Annotated in this window: 16 protein-coding genes and 1 pseudogene; 1 reads left to right on the top strand and 16 read right to left on the bottom strand. The window is 70.8% G+C overall.

Features of this window, described 5'->3' with window-relative positions:
- Positions 1–58 precede the first annotated feature (58 nt).
- Positions 59–484, top strand: a complete 426-nt coding sequence (locus tag B2K11_RS16140) for a GNAT family N-acetyltransferase (RefSeq protein ID WP_163619721.1) — start codon at positions 59–61, stop codon at positions 482–484.
- 16 nt (positions 485–500) lie between these two features.
- Here B2K11_RS16140 and der read toward each other — a convergent pair whose 3' ends face one another.
- The 16 genes and pseudogenes from der to B2K11_RS16065 all read right to left on the bottom strand — a co-directional run.
- A complete protein-coding gene (der, locus tag B2K11_RS16135; RefSeq protein ID WP_163619719.1) occupies positions 501–2,054 on the bottom strand; it encodes a ribosome biogenesis GTPase Der in 1,554 nt (517 codons plus the stop codon).
- Between the two features lies 1 nt (position 2,055).
- Positions 2,056–2,850 carry a (d)CMP kinase gene (gene cmk, locus B2K11_RS16130; protein ID WP_239526148.1) on the bottom strand — a complete coding sequence of 265 codons (795 nt, stop codon included), beginning with the start codon at positions 2,848–2,850 and terminating at the stop codon, positions 2,056–2,058.
- The gene (locus B2K11_RS16125; RefSeq protein WP_163619718.1) at positions 2,843–3,985 is read right to left on the bottom strand and encodes a prephenate dehydrogenase; all 1,143 of its coding nucleotides are present in this window, start codon (positions 3,983–3,985) and stop codon (positions 2,843–2,845) included. The genes cmk and B2K11_RS16125 overlap by 8 nt, the downstream gene beginning before the upstream one ends.
- A gap of 34 nt (positions 3,986–4,019) precedes the next feature.
- Complete coding sequence (locus B2K11_RS16120; RefSeq protein ID WP_239526147.1) at positions 4,020–4,856, bottom strand: pseudouridine synthase; 837 nt, start codon at positions 4,854–4,856, stop codon at positions 4,020–4,022.
- Between the two features lie 103 nt (positions 4,857–4,959).
- Positions 4,960–5,577 (bottom strand): SMC-Scp complex subunit ScpB, encoded by a 618-nt coding sequence (gene scpB, locus B2K11_RS16115; protein WP_163619716.1) that lies wholly within the window; start codon positions 5,575–5,577, stop codon positions 4,960–4,962.
- Positions 5,567–6,373 (bottom strand): ScpA family protein, encoded by an 807-nt coding sequence (locus B2K11_RS16110; RefSeq protein WP_239526142.1) that lies wholly within the window; start codon positions 6,371–6,373, stop codon positions 5,567–5,569. The genes scpB and B2K11_RS16110 overlap by 11 nt, the downstream gene beginning before the upstream one ends.
- A 34-nt stretch (positions 6,374–6,407) precedes the next feature.
- A complete protein-coding gene (locus B2K11_RS16105; RefSeq protein WP_163619714.1) occupies positions 6,408–7,298 on the bottom strand; it encodes a ParA family protein in 891 nt (296 codons plus the stop codon).
- Between the two features lie 111 nt (positions 7,299–7,409).
- Positions 7,410–8,360, bottom strand: coding sequence for a site-specific tyrosine recombinase XerD (gene xerD, locus B2K11_RS16100; protein ID WP_163619712.1), 951 nt, complete (start codon positions 8,358–8,360; stop codon positions 7,410–7,412).
- A 17-nt stretch (positions 8,361–8,377) separates the two neighbouring features.
- Positions 8,378–9,010 carry an NUDIX hydrolase gene (locus tag B2K11_RS16095; RefSeq protein WP_239526141.1) on the bottom strand — a complete coding sequence of 211 codons (633 nt, stop codon included), beginning with the start codon at positions 9,008–9,010 and terminating at the stop codon, positions 8,378–8,380.
- A gap of 1 nt (position 9,011) precedes the next feature.
- Positions 9,012–10,727 carry a CTP synthase gene (locus B2K11_RS16090; RefSeq protein WP_163619803.1) on the bottom strand — a complete coding sequence of 572 codons (1,716 nt, stop codon included), beginning with the start codon at positions 10,725–10,727 and terminating at the stop codon, positions 9,012–9,014.
- 77 nt (positions 10,728–10,804) lie between these two features.
- Positions 10,805–12,496 carry a DNA repair protein RecN gene (gene recN, locus B2K11_RS16085; RefSeq protein WP_163619708.1) on the bottom strand — a complete coding sequence of 564 codons (1,692 nt, stop codon included), beginning with the start codon at positions 12,494–12,496 and terminating at the stop codon, positions 10,805–10,807.
- The gene (locus tag B2K11_RS16080) at positions 12,493–13,482 is read right to left on the bottom strand and encodes an NAD kinase (RefSeq protein ID WP_163619707.1); all 990 of its coding nucleotides are present in this window, start codon (positions 13,480–13,482) and stop codon (positions 12,493–12,495) included. Before B2K11_RS16080 ends, recN begins: the two co-directional genes overlap by 4 nt.
- On the bottom strand, positions 13,479–14,279 hold the full coding sequence (locus tag B2K11_RS16075) for a TlyA family RNA methyltransferase (RefSeq protein WP_163619705.1): 801 nt from the start codon (positions 14,277–14,279) through the stop codon (positions 13,479–13,481). Before B2K11_RS16075 ends, B2K11_RS16080 begins: the two co-directional genes overlap by 4 nt.
- Positions 14,276–14,434 (bottom strand): hypothetical protein, encoded by a 159-nt coding sequence (locus tag B2K11_RS20505; RefSeq protein ID WP_204260159.1) that lies wholly within the window; start codon positions 14,432–14,434, stop codon positions 14,276–14,278. The genes B2K11_RS16075 and B2K11_RS20505 overlap by 4 nt, the downstream gene beginning before the upstream one ends.
- Positions 14,435–14,491: 57 nt before the next feature.
- A complete protein-coding gene (locus B2K11_RS16070; RefSeq protein WP_163619703.1) occupies positions 14,492–15,532 on the bottom strand; it encodes an HAD-IIA family hydrolase in 1,041 nt (346 codons plus the stop codon).
- Positions 15,532–16,925, bottom strand: a pseudogene (locus B2K11_RS16065) (hypothetical protein); the annotation flags it as partial. The gene B2K11_RS16070 and the pseudogene B2K11_RS16065, both read right to left, overlap by 1 nt.

The raw sequence follows: 16,925 nt of genomic DNA, 5'->3' as shown, positions 1-16,925 counted from the left end.
CCACCGGCCGAGGACCGGACCGCCGGGCGTCACGCGATGACTCGCCACAATAGAGCCCATGGACTACGACCTCGACGACGACCGATCCCGCATCCAGCACGATGTCGTGTGGACGTGGCTCTCGACCGAGGCCTATTGGGGACGCTGGCGCACGCGCGCCGACGTCGAGACGCAGATCGGGAACGCCTGGCGCGTCGTCGGCGCGTATCGCCGCGACACCGGCGCGCAGGTCGGGTTCGCCCGCGCGGTGTCGGACGGCGTCGCCTTCGCGTACCTCGCCGACGTCTTCGTGCTCGACGCCCACCGCGGCCACGGTCTCGGCAAGCGGCTGCTGCAGCTCATGATCGACGACGGTCCCGGCCGCGACCTGCGCTGGACGCTGTTCACCGGCGACGCGCACGGCCTCTACCGGCAGTTCGGCTTCGCCGAGCCTGACGCGACCGCGATGGTGCGGCCGGCGTTCGCCCACCGCACCGGCGGCTGACGGCGGTATCCCGCGATCAGCGCTGGCGGCGCTCGCGCACCCGCATGTTGATGACGATCGGCGTGCCCTCGAAGCCGTAGAGCTCGCGCAGGCGTCGCTGGATGAAGCGGCGGTAGCCCGGGTCGAGGAAGCCCGTCGTGAACAGCACGAAGGTCGGCGGGCGGGTCGAGGCCTGCGTGCCGAACAGGATGCGCGGCTGCTTTCCGCCCCGGAGCGGGTGCGGGTGCTCGGCGATGAGCTCGGACAGGAAGGCGTTGAACTTGCCCGTGGGGATGCGCTGATCCCACGACTCGAGCGCGGTCTCGAGCGCCGGCACCAGCTTGTCGAGGTGGCGACCGGTCCGCGCCGAGATGTTCACGCGGGGCGCCCAGGCCACGTGCGCGAGGTCCTGCTCGATCTCGCGCTCGAGGTAGCGACGGCGGTCCTGGCCGTCCATGTCGTCGTCGTTGAGGCGGTCCCACTTGTTGAACGCCAGCACGAGCGCGCGCCCCGACTCGAGCACGAGGTCGATGATGCGGACGTCCTGCTCGCTGAGCGGCTGCGTGACGTCGAGCACCACGACGGCGACCTCCGCCTTCTCGAGCGCAGCCGACGTGCGCAGCGAGGCGTAGAAGTCCGCGCCCTGCTGCAGGTGCACGCGGCGACGGATGCCGGCGGTGTCGACGAAGCGCCAGAGCTTGCCGCCGACCTCGACGATCTCGTCCACGGGGTCGCGGGTAGTGCCGGCGAGTTCGTTCACGACGACGCGCTCCTCGCCCGCGGCCTTGTTGAGCAGCGACGACTTGCCGACGTTGGGACGCCCGAGGATCGCCACGCGGCGGGGGCCGCCGATCTCGTGCTTGGCGACCGCCGACACGTCGGGCAGCACCTTGACGACCTCGTCCAGCAGGTCGGCGACACCGCGACCGTGGATCGCCGAGACCGGGTAGGGCTCACCCAGGCCGAGGTTCCACAGTGCGGCTGCTTCGGGCTCCTGCCGAGCATCGTCGATCTTGTTGGCGACGAGGAAGACGGGCTTGCCGGCCTTGCGCAGCAGGCGCACGACATGCTCGTCGGTCGAGGTGGCGCCCACCATCGCGTCGACGACGAACATCACGACATCGGACAGATCGATCGCGACCTCGGCCTGCAGGGCGACGGAGCGGTCGATGCCCTTGGCGTCGGGCTCCCAGCCGCCGGTGTCGACGATAGTGAAGCGGCGATCCATCCACTCAGCCTTGTAGGTGACGCGGTCGCGCGTCACACCGGGGGTGTCCTCGACGACGGCCTCGCGGCGGCCGAGGATGCGGTTCACCAGGGCGGACTTGCCGACGTTGGGCCGGCCGACGATCGCGACGACGGGAAGCGCCGGGAGGAACTCGATGCCGTCCTCGCCACGCACGAGGCCCTCGAGCAGCTCGGCGTCCTCCTCGTCGAGGTCGTAGTCCTCGAGGCCGGCGCGCAGAGCGGCGGCACGCTGGTCGGCGAGGTCGTCGTCGACGGCGGCGAGGTTCTCGGCGAGCTGGTCGGCGCCGGTGTCTTCGAACTCGTCGAAGTCTTCGGGGGTGCCGGTGGTGTTGTCAGCGGCCATCTCAGGCTCCTGTCTGCTGGTGGTCGACCGCGGGGGTGCTCCGGATCATCGGGACGGACTCTGCCGCCCGGATCACGCCGAGCACGGCGTCCACAGTCTGGTCGAAATCGAGGGAGGTCGAGTCGACGACCTCGACGCCGGGCGCGGCGGTGAGGAAGTCGACGACGGCCGAGTCGGAGGCGTCGCGCTGGTGGAGTGCCGCGGCGACGGCCGCGGCATCCTGCGTCGTCACTTCGGCGCTGCGACGCGCCGCCCGCACCTCCGGTGCCGCCGTGAGGAGGATCCGCACCGGGGCGTCGGGGGCGACAACCGTCGTGATGTCGCGGCCCTCGACGACGACGCCGGGACGCCCGGAGGCGTCCACCAGCGCACGGAACAGCCGGTTCACCGACTCGCGCACGGCGGGCACGCGGGCGACGCCGCTGACGGCATCCGAGACACGCGGCTCGCGGATGGCGTCCGTCACGTCGGCGGCGCCGACGCGCACCCAGTACGCATCGGGATCGAGCGAGATCGCGTAGTCGAAAGCGCTCGTGACGTCGAGAACGGATGCCGCATCCGACGTGTCGATGCCGTGCTCGAGGGCGTGCCACGCCAGCGCCCGATACGCGGCGCCGGTGTCGAGGTAGCCGTACCCCAGGTGCCGGGCGACCTGCTTGGAGACGCTGGACTTGCCGCTGCCGGCCGGCCCGTCGATCGCGACGACGATCGTCCGTGGCGCGTCAGCCGGCCCGCTGCCGGCGTCGTTCGCGGCCCCGCTCTCCGAGCGTGTCGAAGGGGTCGAAGGGTCAGTCATTGGTGGTGCTCGCAATCTTCCAGCCGCGCGATTCGAGCCCGTCGACGGCGCGGCGCACCGCGCTCGGCACGACGCTGATCTCGGCGAGGCCGAACTGGGCGCCCGGCGAGTGCTCGAGGCGCAGGTCCTCGACGTTGACGCCGAGCTCGCCGAGCTCGCCGAACAGCCGGCCCAGCTGGCCGGGGGTGTCGTCCACCATGACGACGACCTGCTCGAAGCGGCGGTTCTGTCCGTGCTTGCCGGGAAGGCGCTCGACGCCGTCGTTGCCGCGGCGGATCGTGTCGGCGACGGCGCGACGAGAGCCGGGGGCGTCGGGCGCGCGCAGCGCGTCGGCGACGGCCGTCAGGTCGGCGGCCAGCAGGTCGAGCACGTCCACGACGGGCGAAGCGTTGGCGCCGAGGATCTGCACCCACAGTTCGGGGGCGGATGCCGCGATGCGGGTCGTGTCGCGCACGCCCTGGCCCGCGAGCCGCAGCGAGCCGTCGGGCGCGTCTACGAAGCGCCCGGCGAGCAGGCTCGCCACGAGCTGCGGGACGTGCGAGACGAGCGCGACCGCGCGGTCGTGGTCTTCGGGAGTCATCTCGAGCGGCGTCGCGCCGAGATCCAGCGCGAGGCCCTCGACGAGGGCGAGATCGGCCGACGGGGTCTCCTCGTCGCGGCATACCACCCACGGCCGCCCGACGAAGATGTCGGCGCGCGCCGAGATCGCTCCCCCGCGCTCGCGCCCGGCAAGGGGATGCGAGCCGATGTAGTGCGTGAGGTCGACGCCGCGCTCGCGCAGCATGTGGAGAGGCTCGAGCTTCACGCTCGCGACATCCGTGACCACCGCGGCCGGGTAGCGGGCGAGCTCGCGCTCGATGACGTCCGCCGTGACGTCCGGAGGCACCGCGACGACGACCAGCGACGGGTCGTCGGTGTCGGCGGCATGACGACCGGCCCCGTAGTCGACGGCCAGGCGCAGCTGCGACGGCGAGGTGTCGTCGAGTGCGACGTCGACGCCGCGAGCGGTCAGCGCATGACCGATGCTGGCCCCGAGGAGGCCTGCGCCGACGATCCGCACCGTGCCCTGCACGCGCGGAGCGAGCGCGGACTCTGCGGCGCGCTCGCGCGCCGAGGTCGGCCTCGTGTCGGTCACTTGCGTCTCCTGTTCGCCCCGCAGGGAGGGATCTTCACTCCGCGGACTGATCGCCATCGCGGGTATCGGGCGCGTCCTCCGCCGGCGTGGAAGATGTCGCACTGCGCGCGAGAGTCAGCAGAGCGCCCCGCTCCACTTTAGTCAACTCGCGCGCGCGCCCGGCTGGCAGGGTTCCCAGGTGGAGCGGCCCGAACTGCCGGCGGACGAGTTCGACGACGGGATGACCCACCGCGGCCATCATCCGGCGGACGATGCGGTTGCGCCCGGAGTGAAGGGTGAGCTCGACGAGCGACCCGCCGCCCTCGGCCGACGATGACAGCAGCCGGGCCTTGTCGGCCGCGATCGGGCCGTCCTCGAGGTCGACCCCGTGCACGAGCTTCTGAATGGTCTGTGGTGTGACGCGCCCCTCCACCTTGGCGATATACACCTTGGTGACGCCGAACGAGGGGTGAGCGAGCACATGCGCGAGCTCGCCGTCGTTCGTGAGCACGAGCAGGCCGCTGGTCTCGGCATCCAATCGCCCCACGTTGTAGAGCCGCTCGTCCCAGTCCTTCGTGAAGCGGCGCAGATCGGGCCGACCGCGGTCGTCCTTCATGGAGCTCACGACGCCGGTGGGCTTGTTGAGCATGACGTAGCGCTTCGACTGGTCGAGCTGGATGGCCGTGCCGTCGACGTCGACCAGGTCGTTCTCGGGATCGATGCGCGAGCCGAGCTCGGTCACGACCTCGCCGTTGACGCGCACCCGGCCCGCGACGATGAGATCTTCGGCGACGCGGCGGGACGCGACGCCAGCGTTCGCGAGGACCTTCTGCAGGCGCACGCCCTCGGCGTCACCGCCAGACCCGGTCCCGGTCTTCTCGTGCGAGGTCATCGTGTCCCACTTTCGTTCGCTCCCGCGGCCGGGAACGACCGGAATCGGGACATATGGACAAAGGGTCGGGACATGGATGCCGGGGACCGGGCGTCCGTCGATCTCATCGCCGTATCCCTTCGTCCAGGCCGCCGCCGACCTCATCCGCCCTCGACACCTCGTCGGCGCCGTCCAGGAGCGGGGAGATGTGGGGCAGCTCATCCAGTGAGTTGATGCCCAGATGCACGAGCAGCGCATCGGTGGTGCCGTAGTTGATGGCGCCGGTCTCGGCATCCGCGAACAGCTCGGTGATGAGCCCGCGCGCGAGCAGCGTGCGCACGACCGAGTCGACGTTGACCGCGCGGATGGATGCGACCTGGCTGCGCGTGACCGGCTGCTTGTACGCGATCACGGCGAGCGTCTCGAGTGCCGCCTGCGACAGCCGCGACGGCGCCTGCCCGCCGACGAACTCGCTGACCAGGTCGTCGAGCTCCTCGCGGACGTACAGGCGCCAGCCACCGCCGACCTCGCGCAGTTCGAAGCCGCGCACCGGCCCACCCGACTTGCCGTCGTAGTCGTCGACGAGCGACTCGATCGCCTGGCGCACCGCGGGCACGGGTGCGCCGACGGCCGCCGCCAGGCTCACCAGGCTCTGCGGCTCCTCGACGATCAGCAGGATCGCCTCCAACCGCCGCGCGACGTCCGTGGTGTCCAGGCGATTCGTCGAAGCATCATCGGTCATAGTCGGCTCCCAAAGTGGCGAGGTTCTCGTCGCTCCAGCGCTGCGCGCTCCACCGGAGCGTCAGCTCGCCGAGCGGCTCGAGCTGTTCGAAGGACAGTGCGGCGTGACGGTACAGCTCGAGCACCGAGAGGAACCGCGCGACGACCACACCGGACTGTGCGACACCCGCGATGAGCTCGCGGAACGTCAGGGACCCGGCATCCCTCAGCAGGGTCACCACGATCGCGGCCTGCTCGCGAATGCTGATGAGCGGGGCGTGCAGGTGGTCGAACCCGATGCGCGGAAGCTCCTTCGGCGTCATCGCCACGAGCGCCAGTGCGGCGAAATCGTCGGGGCTGAGCGACCACACCAGCTCGGGGACGGCCTGACGGTACTTCTCGTCGAGCCGCACCGAGCGCGTGTGCCGCACGCTCTCGCGCCGGAGGCAGCGCTCGAACCACGTCGACACCTCTTTGAACGCGCGATATTGCAGCAGGCGCGCGAACAGCAGGTCGCGTGCCTCGAGGAGCGCGACCGACTCGGCGTCGACCAGCTCGCCCTGCGGAAGGAGCCCCGCGACCTTCATGTCGAGCAGGGTCGCGGCGACGACGAGGAACTCGGATGCCTCGTCCAGGTCCTCGTCGGGGCCCAGCTCGCGCAAGTACGCGATGAACTCGTTGGTCACCAGCGACAGCGACACTTCGGTGATGTCGAGCTCGTGCTTGGAGATCAGCGTCAACAGCAGGTCGAAGGGTCCGTCGAAGTTCGACAGCGCGACCCGGAACCCCGGCTCGGTCGCTGAGCCCTCATCGGCCACAGAGCCCTCATCGGTCCCTGAGCTTGTCGAAGGGTCAGGCGACAGCGCCACGGGCGACCAGCTCTCGCGCCAGCCGCAGGTAGGCCTGCGCGGCAGCGTGCTCGGGCGCGAACTCGGTGATCGGCATGCCTGAGACGGAGGCATCCGGGAACTTGACGGTACGGCCGATGACCGTCTCGAGGACGTCGTCGCCGAAGGCGTCGACCACACGCTCGAGCACCTCGCGCGAGTGCAGAGTGCGCGCGTCGTACATCGTCGCGAGCACGCCGTCGAGCGTGATCGTCGGGTTGAGGCGGTCGCGCACCTTGTCGATCGTCTCGATCAGCATCGCGACGCCGCGCAGGGCGAAGAACTCGCACTCGAGCGGGATGACGACGCCGTGGCTGGCGGTGAGCGCGTTGACGGTGAGCAGGCCCAGCGACGGCTGGCAGTCGATGAGCACCACGTCGTAATCGGGGCTGACCTTCCGCAGCGTGCGAGAGAGCGTCTGCTCGCGGGCGACCTCGTTGACGAGGTGCACCTCGGCGGCCGAGAGGTCGATGTTCGCCGGGATCACGTCGAGGTTCGGGACTCGCGAGTGGACGACGACCTCGTGCGGGTCGCGCTTGCCGTCGAGCAGCAGGTCGTAGATCGTGGGGATCTCGTGCGTCTGGATGCCGAGACCCGCCGACAGCGCGCCCTGCGGGTCGAAGTCGACCGCGAGCACTTTGCGTCCGTAGCTCGCGAGGGCTGCGGCCAGGTTGATGGTGGTCGTCGTCTTGCCGACGCCGCCCTTCTGGTTGCAGAGGGCGATGATGCGAGCCGGGCCGTGGCCGTCGAGCTTCGGCGGCGTGGGGAACCCCTGGTAGGGACGCCCGGTCGGCCCGATGGGAACCTCGTACTCCGAGGCCTTCCCCGATCTGGTCTTCGCCGTGCTGTCAGCCACCGTGCTCCCGCTTCCTCGTGCTCGCTCGATCCTAGTGGGCCGTAGGCGAAATCCTTCAGCAAAGCGCCGCGGCGGCAGGAGATGTCCGCCACGTCGACCCGCCGGAGACCCCTACCGCGCGCGCGGGTGCGACGTGGCGTACACGTCGCGCAGCGCGTCGACCGACACATACGTGTAGATCTGCGTGGTCGCCACCGAGGCGTGCCCGAGCAGCTCCTGCACGACGCGCACATCTGCGCCGCCCTGCAGCAGGTGTGTGGCGAACGAGTGCCGCAGGGTGTGGGGCGAGACGTGCGCGGTGAGGTGGGCACGATCGGCCGCCGACTGCATGATCAGCCAGGCGCTCTGCCGCGACAGCGGCGCTCCCCGCGCCCCGAGGAACAGCTTCGGCGTGGCGCGGCCGCGCAGCGAGAGCTCGGGTCGGGCGCGGATGAGGTAGGCGTCGACGGCGGCGCGGGCGTACGAGCCTACGGGGACGATGCGCTCCTTCGAGCCCTTTCCGCGCACCCGCAGCACGTCCCCGTGGGCGACGTCGTCGACGTCCAGCTGCACGATCTCCGACACACGCGCGCCGGTCGCGTACAGCAGCTCGAGGAGCGCCCGATCACGCGTGCCGACCACGTCGCCCGGCGCTCCGCCCCCGGTGCCCGAGACGTCGGCATCGGTCGACGGCGCCGGGCCGGAGGCATCCAGCAGCTTCTCCACCTGCTCGATGGTGAGAGCCTTCGGAAGCCGCCGCGCCTGCTTCGGCGGACGCAGATTCGACGACGGATCGGCCTGCTCGATGCCCTCGCGCGCGAGGAACCGGTGCAGTCCCCGCACCGACGACTGCAGTCGGGCGAGCGACGACGCCGCGATCGGAGGGTCGCCGGCCGCCCGGTCGGCAATGAAGCTGGCGAGGGTCACCGATGTGACCGCGCTGGTCTCGCCGATGCCCTGCTCGCGCAGCCAGCCGGCATAACCGGCGAGATCGCGCCGGTACGCGGCGACCGTGTTCTCCGACAGGCCGCGCTCGATCGCGACGTGGCGCAGGTAGGCGTCCACCGCACGATCGATGTCCATGTCAGGCGATCTTCATGTCAGCCGACCGAGCTCTCCCCGGCGCCTCGAAGACGCTCCGCCGCCGCCAGAACGCCTACGGCGAGGATGCCGTTGCGCAGCCGCCCCGCGAAGATGCCCGCCACAGCGTCGGCGATGGGCACCCACTCGAGGCGGATGTCGGCCTCCTCGTCCTCCCGTGCGTGGACGTCGTCGGCCGGCGACAGGCCGCGCGCGAGGAAGAGGTGGACGATCTCGTCGTTTCCACCGGGCGTGGTGAAGATGCTCACCAGCGGCTCCCACGAGGAGGCGACCAGGTCGACCTCCTCGGCGAGCTCGCGGCGCGCCGTCTCGATCGGCGCCTCGCCGGCGATGTCGAGCAGCCCCGCCGGGATCTCCCAGTCGCGGAGGCGGATCGGATGCCGGTACTGCTGGATCAGCAGCACCCGGCCGTCGTCGTCCACCGCGACCACCGCAGCGGCCCCCGGGTGGTCGACGTACTGGCGCACGATCTGACCTTCGCCGTAGGCGACGGTGTCGCTGCGCACATCCCAGACGCGTCCCTCGTAGACCAGCTCGCTCTCGAGGATGGCGGCAGCGACGGGCTCGTCCGCGAGAAGCGCCGGCGCAGGCGTCGCGGCAGCGACAGGCTGTTGCGACCGCTCGTCCGTCACGTCAGCGGCCCGCGAGCTCGTCGAACGGCTCCACCTCGAACAGCTCGCTCGCGCTATGACGCTCGAGGGCCGCGCCGACCAGTCCGCGGAACAGCGGGTTGGCATCCGTGGGGCGCGAGCGCAGCTCGGGGTGCGCCTGGGTCGCGATGTAATACGGGTGAACGTCGCGGGGCAGCTCGACGTACTCGACGAGGTTGAGATCGGGGTTGATGCCCGAGAACACCAGGCCCGCCTCGGCGATCCGGTCGCGGTAGCGGTTGTTCACCTCGTAGCGGTGGCGGTGGCGCTCCGACGCGCGGCTCGAGCCGTAGACCTCGGCGGCGATCGAGCCCTCCGCCAGCTCGGCCGGGTAGAGCCCGAGGCGCATCGTGCCGCCCATGTCGCCGCGGTCGAGGATGTCGACCTGCTCCTCCATCGTCGCGATCACGGGGTGCTCGGTGTCGGGATCGAACTCGCTCGACGACGCGTCCTCGATGCCGGCGACGTGGCGCGCGTACTCGATGACGATGCACTGCAGGCCGAGGCAGATGCCGAGCGTCGGGATGCCCTGCTCGCGTGCGAACTTCAGCGCGCCGATCTTGCCCTCGATCCCGCGGATGCCGAAGCCGCCGGGAATGACGATGCCGTCCAGCGGCGCGAGCGCCTTGGCGGCACCCTCGGGCGTCTGGCACTCGTCGGACGGGATCCACCGGATGTTGACGTGCGTCTCCTGCGCGAATCCGCCGGCCTTGAGCGCCTCGGTGACCGAGAGGTAGGCATCCGGAAGGTCGATGTACTTGCCCACGAGGCCGATCGTGACCTCGTGCTTGGGGTTGTGCACCGCGTTGAGCACGCGCTGCCAGCGGGACCAGTCCACGCCGTCGGCCTTCGACAGGCCGAGGGTGCGCACGATGTACTCGTCGAGCCCCTGCTCGTTGAGCATCGACGGGATGTCGTAGATGCTCGGCACGTCGACGGCATTCACCACGGCGCCTTCGTCGACGTCGCACATCAGCGCGATCTTCCGCTTGTTCGCCTCGGTGACCGGGCGATCGCTGCGCAGCACGAGCGCGTCGGGCTGGATGCCGATGGAGCGCAGCGTCGCCACGGAGTGCTGCGTGGGCTTGGTCTTCTGCTCCCCCGAGGCACCCATGAACGGGACGAGCGACACGTGCACGAAGAAGACGTTGTTGCGGCCGAGCTCGTGACGGATCTGGCGGGCCGACTCGATGAACGGCTGCGACTCGATGTCGCCGACCGTCCCGCCGATCTCGGTGATGATGACGTCGGGCTTGGGCGACTCGTCGGCCTGCAGGCGCATGCGGCGCTTGATCTCGTCGGTGATGTGCGGGATCACCTGGACGGTGTCGCCGAGGTACTCGCCGCGACGCTCCTTGGCGATCACCTGCGAATAGATCTGGCCGGTCGTGACGTTGGCCGCCTGGCTCAGTTCGATGTCGAGGAAGCGCTCGTAGTGGCCGATGTCGAGATCCGTCTCGGCGCCGTCGTCGGTCACGAAGACCTCGCCGTGCTGGAACGGGTTCATCGTTCCCGGATCCACGTTCAGATACGGGTCGAGCTTCTGCATCACGACGTGAAGACCCCGCGCCGTCAGAAGGTTTCCGAGGCTCGCAGCGGTGAGGCCCTTGCCCAAAGAGGAAACGACACCACCCGTCACGAAGATGTGCTTGGTGGTGTCGTTCGAATTGTCGCCGCGGGAAGAACCAGAAGTCTGCATCACGGGCTTTTATCCTATCAGGCTGTATTTCGATGAGCTTCGCAGAAGCTGGCGACACGCGGAGCAGGCGCCGAATCTCAGTCGACTTCGGTGCGAAGGCCCAGCAACTCGCGGGCGTGTGTCAGAGCGGCGTCCGAATCGGGCATGCCCGACAGCAGGCGTGCCATCTCGGCCTCGCGGTCCGCGCCCTCCAGGCGGCGGACATCGGATGCCGTGACCGAGCCGTCGTTCGCCTTCACGACAGTCAGGTGGTTGGCGGCGAACGCCGCGACCTGCGCGAGGTGGGTCACCGCGATCACCTGCGACGACTCGGACAGACGGGCGAGGCGCCGTCCCACCTCGATCGCCGCGGCGCCGCCGATGCCGGCATCCACCTCGTCGAACACGAACGTCGGCACCGGGTCGACGGCCGCGATCACGACCTCGATGGCGAGCATGACGCGGCTGAGCTCTCCCCCGCTCGCGCCGCGCGAGACCGCGCGCGGCTCGGCACCGGGGTGCGGGGCGAGGAGGATCGCGACGTCATCGCGCCCTGACGCCGTCTCGGCTCCTGCGGTGACCGCCACCTCGAGCCGGGCATCCGGCATCGCGAGGGCGCGCAGCTCGGCCGTCACCGCCGCGCCCAGGCGCGCGGCCGCCTCGGTCCGCGCGGCGGTCAGCACGGCTGCGGTCTGGTCGAGGGCAGCGGCCGCGGCATCCCGCTCCTCGGTCAGCCGTTCGATGCGACCGGAGTCGTCGTCGAGCTCGGCGAGTCGGGCAGAGCCCGTGTCGAGCAGCTCGATCGCGGCGTCGAGCGTGCCGTGCGCGCGCACGAGTCCCGCGAGCACCGCGCGCCGCTCCTCGACGGCGGCCAGCTCGTGCGGTCCCGACTCGTCAAGATCGGCGAGATAGCCGGCGAGGGCTGCCGCGATATCGGCGACACGATAGCCGAGGTCGGCCAGCTGGCCCGCGAGCTCTTCGAGCACGGGGTCGTGCACGCGCTCGAGGACGCGTCGCGACTCGGCGAGCAGTGTGGCGGCATCGGGCTCGTCGCCTTCACCCGAGAGGCCGTCGTGGGCGGTCGCGGCGGCAACCCGCAGCTCCTCGGCATTCGCCAGCCGCTCAGCGCGGGCGGCGAGGTCGGCGTCCTCTCCGGGCTGCGGAGCGGCCTGCTCGATGTCGGCGAGCTGCGACCGCAGTTCGTCGGCCTCACGAGCACGCGCGTCGCGATCGTCCGTGAGCTGCGAGAGCTCGCGGTCGATCGCTCGCCAGTGCTCGAACGATCGCCGGTAGGCGTCTCGCGCGGTCTGGACGGTCTCGCCGCCGAAGCGGTCCAGCGCGTCGCGCTGCGCCGCGGCTGAGCGCAGTCGCAGCTGATCGGACTGCCCGTGCACCACCACGAGCTCGTCGGCGAGGTCGGCGAGCACCCCTGCCGGCGCGGCACGCCCGCCGACGGAGGCGCGGCCGCGTCCTTCGCTCGAGATCGAGCGCCCGATGTACAGCTCGGCTCGGCCACCGCCGATGGGCTCGACGTCGCCGCCCGCCTCGCGTACGCGCGCGGCGACGGGCCCGTCCTCGGGCACGATCCAGACGCCGTCCACCGTGGCCTGCGAGGCGCCGGCGCGCACGGCACCCGAGTCGGCCCGCTGGCCGAGCAGCAGGCCGAGACCGGTGACCACCATCGTCTTGCCGGCGCCGGTCTCCCCCGTGATCGCCGTGAACCCCGCGCCGATCGGCAGTGTCGCCTCGGCGATCACGCCGAGGTCGCGCAGGCGCATCTCCTCGATCACGGCGCCACCTCGGAGGTGACCGGCAGGAGGCCGGTGATCGCAGCGGGGCCCCGCCAGCCTTCGACGGGAAGACGGAACTTGCGCACGAGGCGATCGGTGAACTGCGCGGGGTGCAGACGCGCGAGGCGCACGGGGCGATCGGAGCGCCGCACCACCACGCGGGCGCCGGGAGGCAGGTCGTGCGAGCGACGACCGTCGCACCACAGGATGCCGGTGCCGTTCGTGCGCTCGAGCACCTCGATCGCGACCGAGTGCTCCGGGCCGACGACGAGGGGCTTGGCGAAGAGCGCGTGCGCCGACAGCGGCACCACGGCGATCGCCTCGACCGTCGGCCAGATGACCGGACCACCCGCGGAGAAGTTGTAGGCGGTCGAGCCGGTCGGCGTCGACACGACCATGCCGTCGCACCCGAACGTCGACAGCGGTCGCCCGTCGATCTCGACGACGACCTCCAGCATGCGCTCGCGGCTGGCCTTCTCCACCGTCGCCTCGTTGAGGGCCCACGTCTCGTAGATGACGGAGTCCGCGGTGTCCTTCACCCTCACCTGGAGCGCCATGCGCTCCTCGACCTCGTATTCGCGGGCGATGACGCGGCGAACGGCCTCGTCCATGTCATCCCGCTCGGTCTCGGCGAGGAAGCCGACGTGGCCCATGTTGATCCCGAGCACCGGGGCGCGACCGTCCCTGACGAGCTCCGCGGCACGCAGGATGGTGCCGTCCCCGCCGAGCACGATCGCCAGCTCGATCTCACCGACCGACGCATCCACGCCCAGCAGCGCGACGTCACCGATCGCCGCACCCGCGGCGAGCAGCTCCTCCGCATCGTCCGCCGCGAACACCGGCTGCGCACCCGCGGCGCGAAGGGCGTCGACGACGCGCTCGGCGGCGGTGACGGTCTCGGCGCGATGCGCGTGCGCCACGACGAGGATGCTGCGCCCGGCCTGCGCCTGAACCTGCAGGTCGTGCGGTGCGTCGGCGTTGTTCATCGGCTCCCCGCCAGTCGGTTCACAGTGCCTGACCATTCTGTCGGATTGCTCCCCCGGCCCGGCGCGAGGTGCGCGATGAACTCCGAATTGCCGTGCGTGCCCGCGATCGGGGAGGAAACGAGGCCGCACGTGCCGAGCCCTACGTCCCACGCCGCCCACAGCACGCGGGCGACGGCATCCGCTCGCAGCACCGGGTTGGTCACCAGGCCGCCCTTCACCGCGGTGCGACCGACTTCGAACTGCGGCTTGACGAGCAGCACGAGATCCGCATCGGATGCCGCCACCGCCCGGGCCGCCGGCAGCACGTGCGACAGCGAGATGAACGACAGATCGCCCGTCACGATCGACGGCGGCTCCGCGACGCCGCTCGCCTCGGCGAGCGAGTCGGGAGTCATGTAGCGGACGTTGAACCCCTCGATCGATATGACGCCGGGGTCGTCGGCGACGGATGCCGCGAGCTGGCCGTGTCCGACATCCACCGCGATCACCGGCTCGGCGCCGCGCTCGCGGAGCACCTGCGTGAACCCGCCGGTGGAAGCCCCCATGTCGAGCGCCACGCGGCCCCGCACGTCGAGGTCGAAGGCGTCCAGGCCGGCGATCAGCTTGTGCGCCGCGCGGCTGACGTAGTGATCGGCACCGGCGACCTCGATGAGAGTCTCGTCGCCCACTGGGGTCGAGGCCTTCACCACCGGGCGACCGTCGACGCTCACGAATCCTTCGGCGATGAGTGTCGCGGCGTGAGTGCGGGAGCGCGCGAGACCGCGGGCGGCGAGAGCGGCGTCGAGCCGGCTCGTCATGACGGGGAGCCCGGGGTCGCCTCGAGGCGACGGGCGAGCGTGTCGTGCAGCGAGTCGTAGGCGTCGGCGCGAGTGGCCAGCGGCTGCGCCTCGATCACTTCGAGCGTGGAGAGGAGGTCGCCTGTCTCGTCGTCACGCGGGCTGGCCTGGTCCATTCATCCAGACTACGGGGGCAGCACGACAGTCGTCCGGATTCGAGGCGGCGTGACGGGTCAGGGGCGGTGGAACGGGTCGGCGTACAGCCGCTCCGGCACGCGGAAGCCGAAGATCGCCCGACCGCTCGCCCAGATCGCTGCGGCACCCGCGCGCACCAGATCGATCGCGCGATCGCCCTCGCTGAGGATGCGGACGTCGGCGCCGTCGATCGCCACGCGCGCCTCGCGCACGGTGGCGACGCCGTCCTTCACCTGCACCTCGGGATATGGCTCGTGCAGTTCACGAAGGTCGCCCAGGATGTACGTCGGCCGCGAATTCTCCGGAGCGGCAAGCACGTGCTTGGGCCGGTCGACCCCCGTCAGCACGAGTGCAGAAGCAATGCCGGCGCGGTTCGCCCCGAGGATGTCGGTGTCGAGCCGGTCACCCAGGAAGAGCGGATGCTGCGCACCGAACCGCGCGACGGCCTCCTGGAAGATCGGCGTCTCGGGCTTACCTGCCACGGTGGCGAGCCGGCCCACCGCCGTATGCACGGCGGATACGAGCGTGCCGTTGCCAGGAGCGATGCCGCGCGACTGCGGGATCGTCCAGTCCGTGTTCGTGGCGACCCACGGGATGCCGCCTTCCTCCTCGGGCGTCTTGAGGGCGAACGCGGCCTCGGCGAGCTGCGTCCAACCGACCTCGGGCGCGAATCCCTGCACGACGGCCGCCGGCGCGTCGTCCGCGCTGCGCGTGACGACGAACCCGGCCTTCTCGACCTCGACCACGAGTCCGTCGCCGCCGACCACGAGGATCGTCGAACCCGGGGCGATCTTCTCCGCGAGCAGCCGCATCGCCGCCTGAGGGCTTGTCACGACATCGCTCGGATCCGTCGCCAGGCCGAGCTCGCTCAGGTGCGCCGCCACCGAGGCATCCGTGCGTGCCGCGTTGTTGGTGATGTAGGCGATGGCAGCCCGGCCGTCCCTCGCACGATTCAGGCTCTCCACCGCGTGCGGCAGCGCTCCTGCGCCGGCGTAGACGACGCCGTCGAGGTCGGCCAGTACGACGTCCACACCGTCGAGCGGGGCGGGCGTCACAGCCCGCCGCCCGAAGAGTGCCATCAGCGCTGGGCCTCGTCGGTGTCGGCGTCCGCCTCCGCTTCCGCGGCTGCGTCGGCTTCGGCTCCGGCTCCGGGCTCCGGCGTGTCGACGCCGGCCTCGACGAGGATCTCAGCGACCTCAGCGGCGACCGAGAGCTCCTCCTGCGGGCTCAGCTCCAGCTCGGCCTCGGCCACGTCGCCGTCCTCGTCGGACGTCTCGACCTGGTGATCCTCGCCGTTCTGGACTTCCTCGCCGGACGCCTCGACCCGGCCTTCCGGGTCGATCTCGTCGTCCTGGTCGTCGTAGTCCTGGTCGTCGTCCTGGTCGGCCTCGTCGTCCTCGAACGACTCCTCCTCGTCGACCTCGTCGTAGGACTGGTCCTCGTCGAACGCCTCGTCCTCGTCGTCTTCGTCGATGACTTCCTCGATGACCTCCTCGACGAGCATCGTCTCGAGGTCGTCAAGACCAGCCGCCGCGTCGATCGCCTCTCCGGCGACGACGGCGCGATGCTGCCACTGCGCCGCCTCGTCGGTGCGGCCCAGCTCCTCGAGCACGGCGGCTCGCGCGGCGAACAGTCCCGGGCTCCATTCGAAGGCGCGATCGGGGTCGAACTCAGGGATGTCGAGCTCCTGCAGCGCGCGCTCGGGTTCGCCGAGATCGAGACGTGCCCCCGACATGGCGATCGCCAGCTCCACGCGGACCGAAGTGTCCAGCGTTGCGCGGTCCACCGAGCGTCCCACCTCGAGGGCGCGGTCGGCGCGGCCGACGCCACGTTCGCTGTCGACCATGAGCGCGATCTGGTCGTCGCGTCCGGAGATGCGCCGGTAGGTGCGCAGCTCACGCAGCGCGAGAGCGAAATCGCCCGTCGCATAGGCGGTGATCGCGAGCGTCTCCCGGACGATCGCGATGCGCCCGGCACGTCGGGACGCCGACAGCGCATGCTGGTGCGCCAGCGCGGGGTCCTCGTCGATGAGCTCCGATGCCATCGCCAGGTGGCGCGCCACCTCGTCGGCGTTCTCCTTGCTCAGCGTCTTCAGCTCGTTGCGTGCGGCCGTCGGCAGGTCTTGCGGGGTGACGTCGTCCGGGATGAACGGGTCGTCGTGCCGAGCGCGGACCGGACGGATCTCTCCCTCGCGGACCTCACGATCGGGACGATTCGCGCCACCGCGCGTCGGACGCGCGCTGCGCTCGTACGGCTTGCGGTCGCCGTCGCGAGGTGCGTAGGGACGGTCGCCGTCACGCTTCTCGTACGGCTTGCGGTCGCCGCCCTCGCGAGGTGTGTACGGCTTGCGGTCGCCGTCGCGAGGTGCGTAGGGACGGTCGCCGTCACGCTTCTGGTACGGCTTGCGGTCGCCGCCCTCGCGAGGTGTGTACGGCTTGCGGTCGCCGTCGCGCGGCGCGTAGGGGCGGTCGC

It is taken from the genome of Microbacterium sp. B35-30 (assembly GCF_010634855.1).
Taxonomy (GTDB): Bacteria; Actinomycetota; Actinomycetes; order Actinomycetales; family Microbacteriaceae; genus Microbacterium.
Note: the sequence above shows the minus strand (reverse complement) of the source record. Positions and strands in the feature narration are given on the sequence as shown.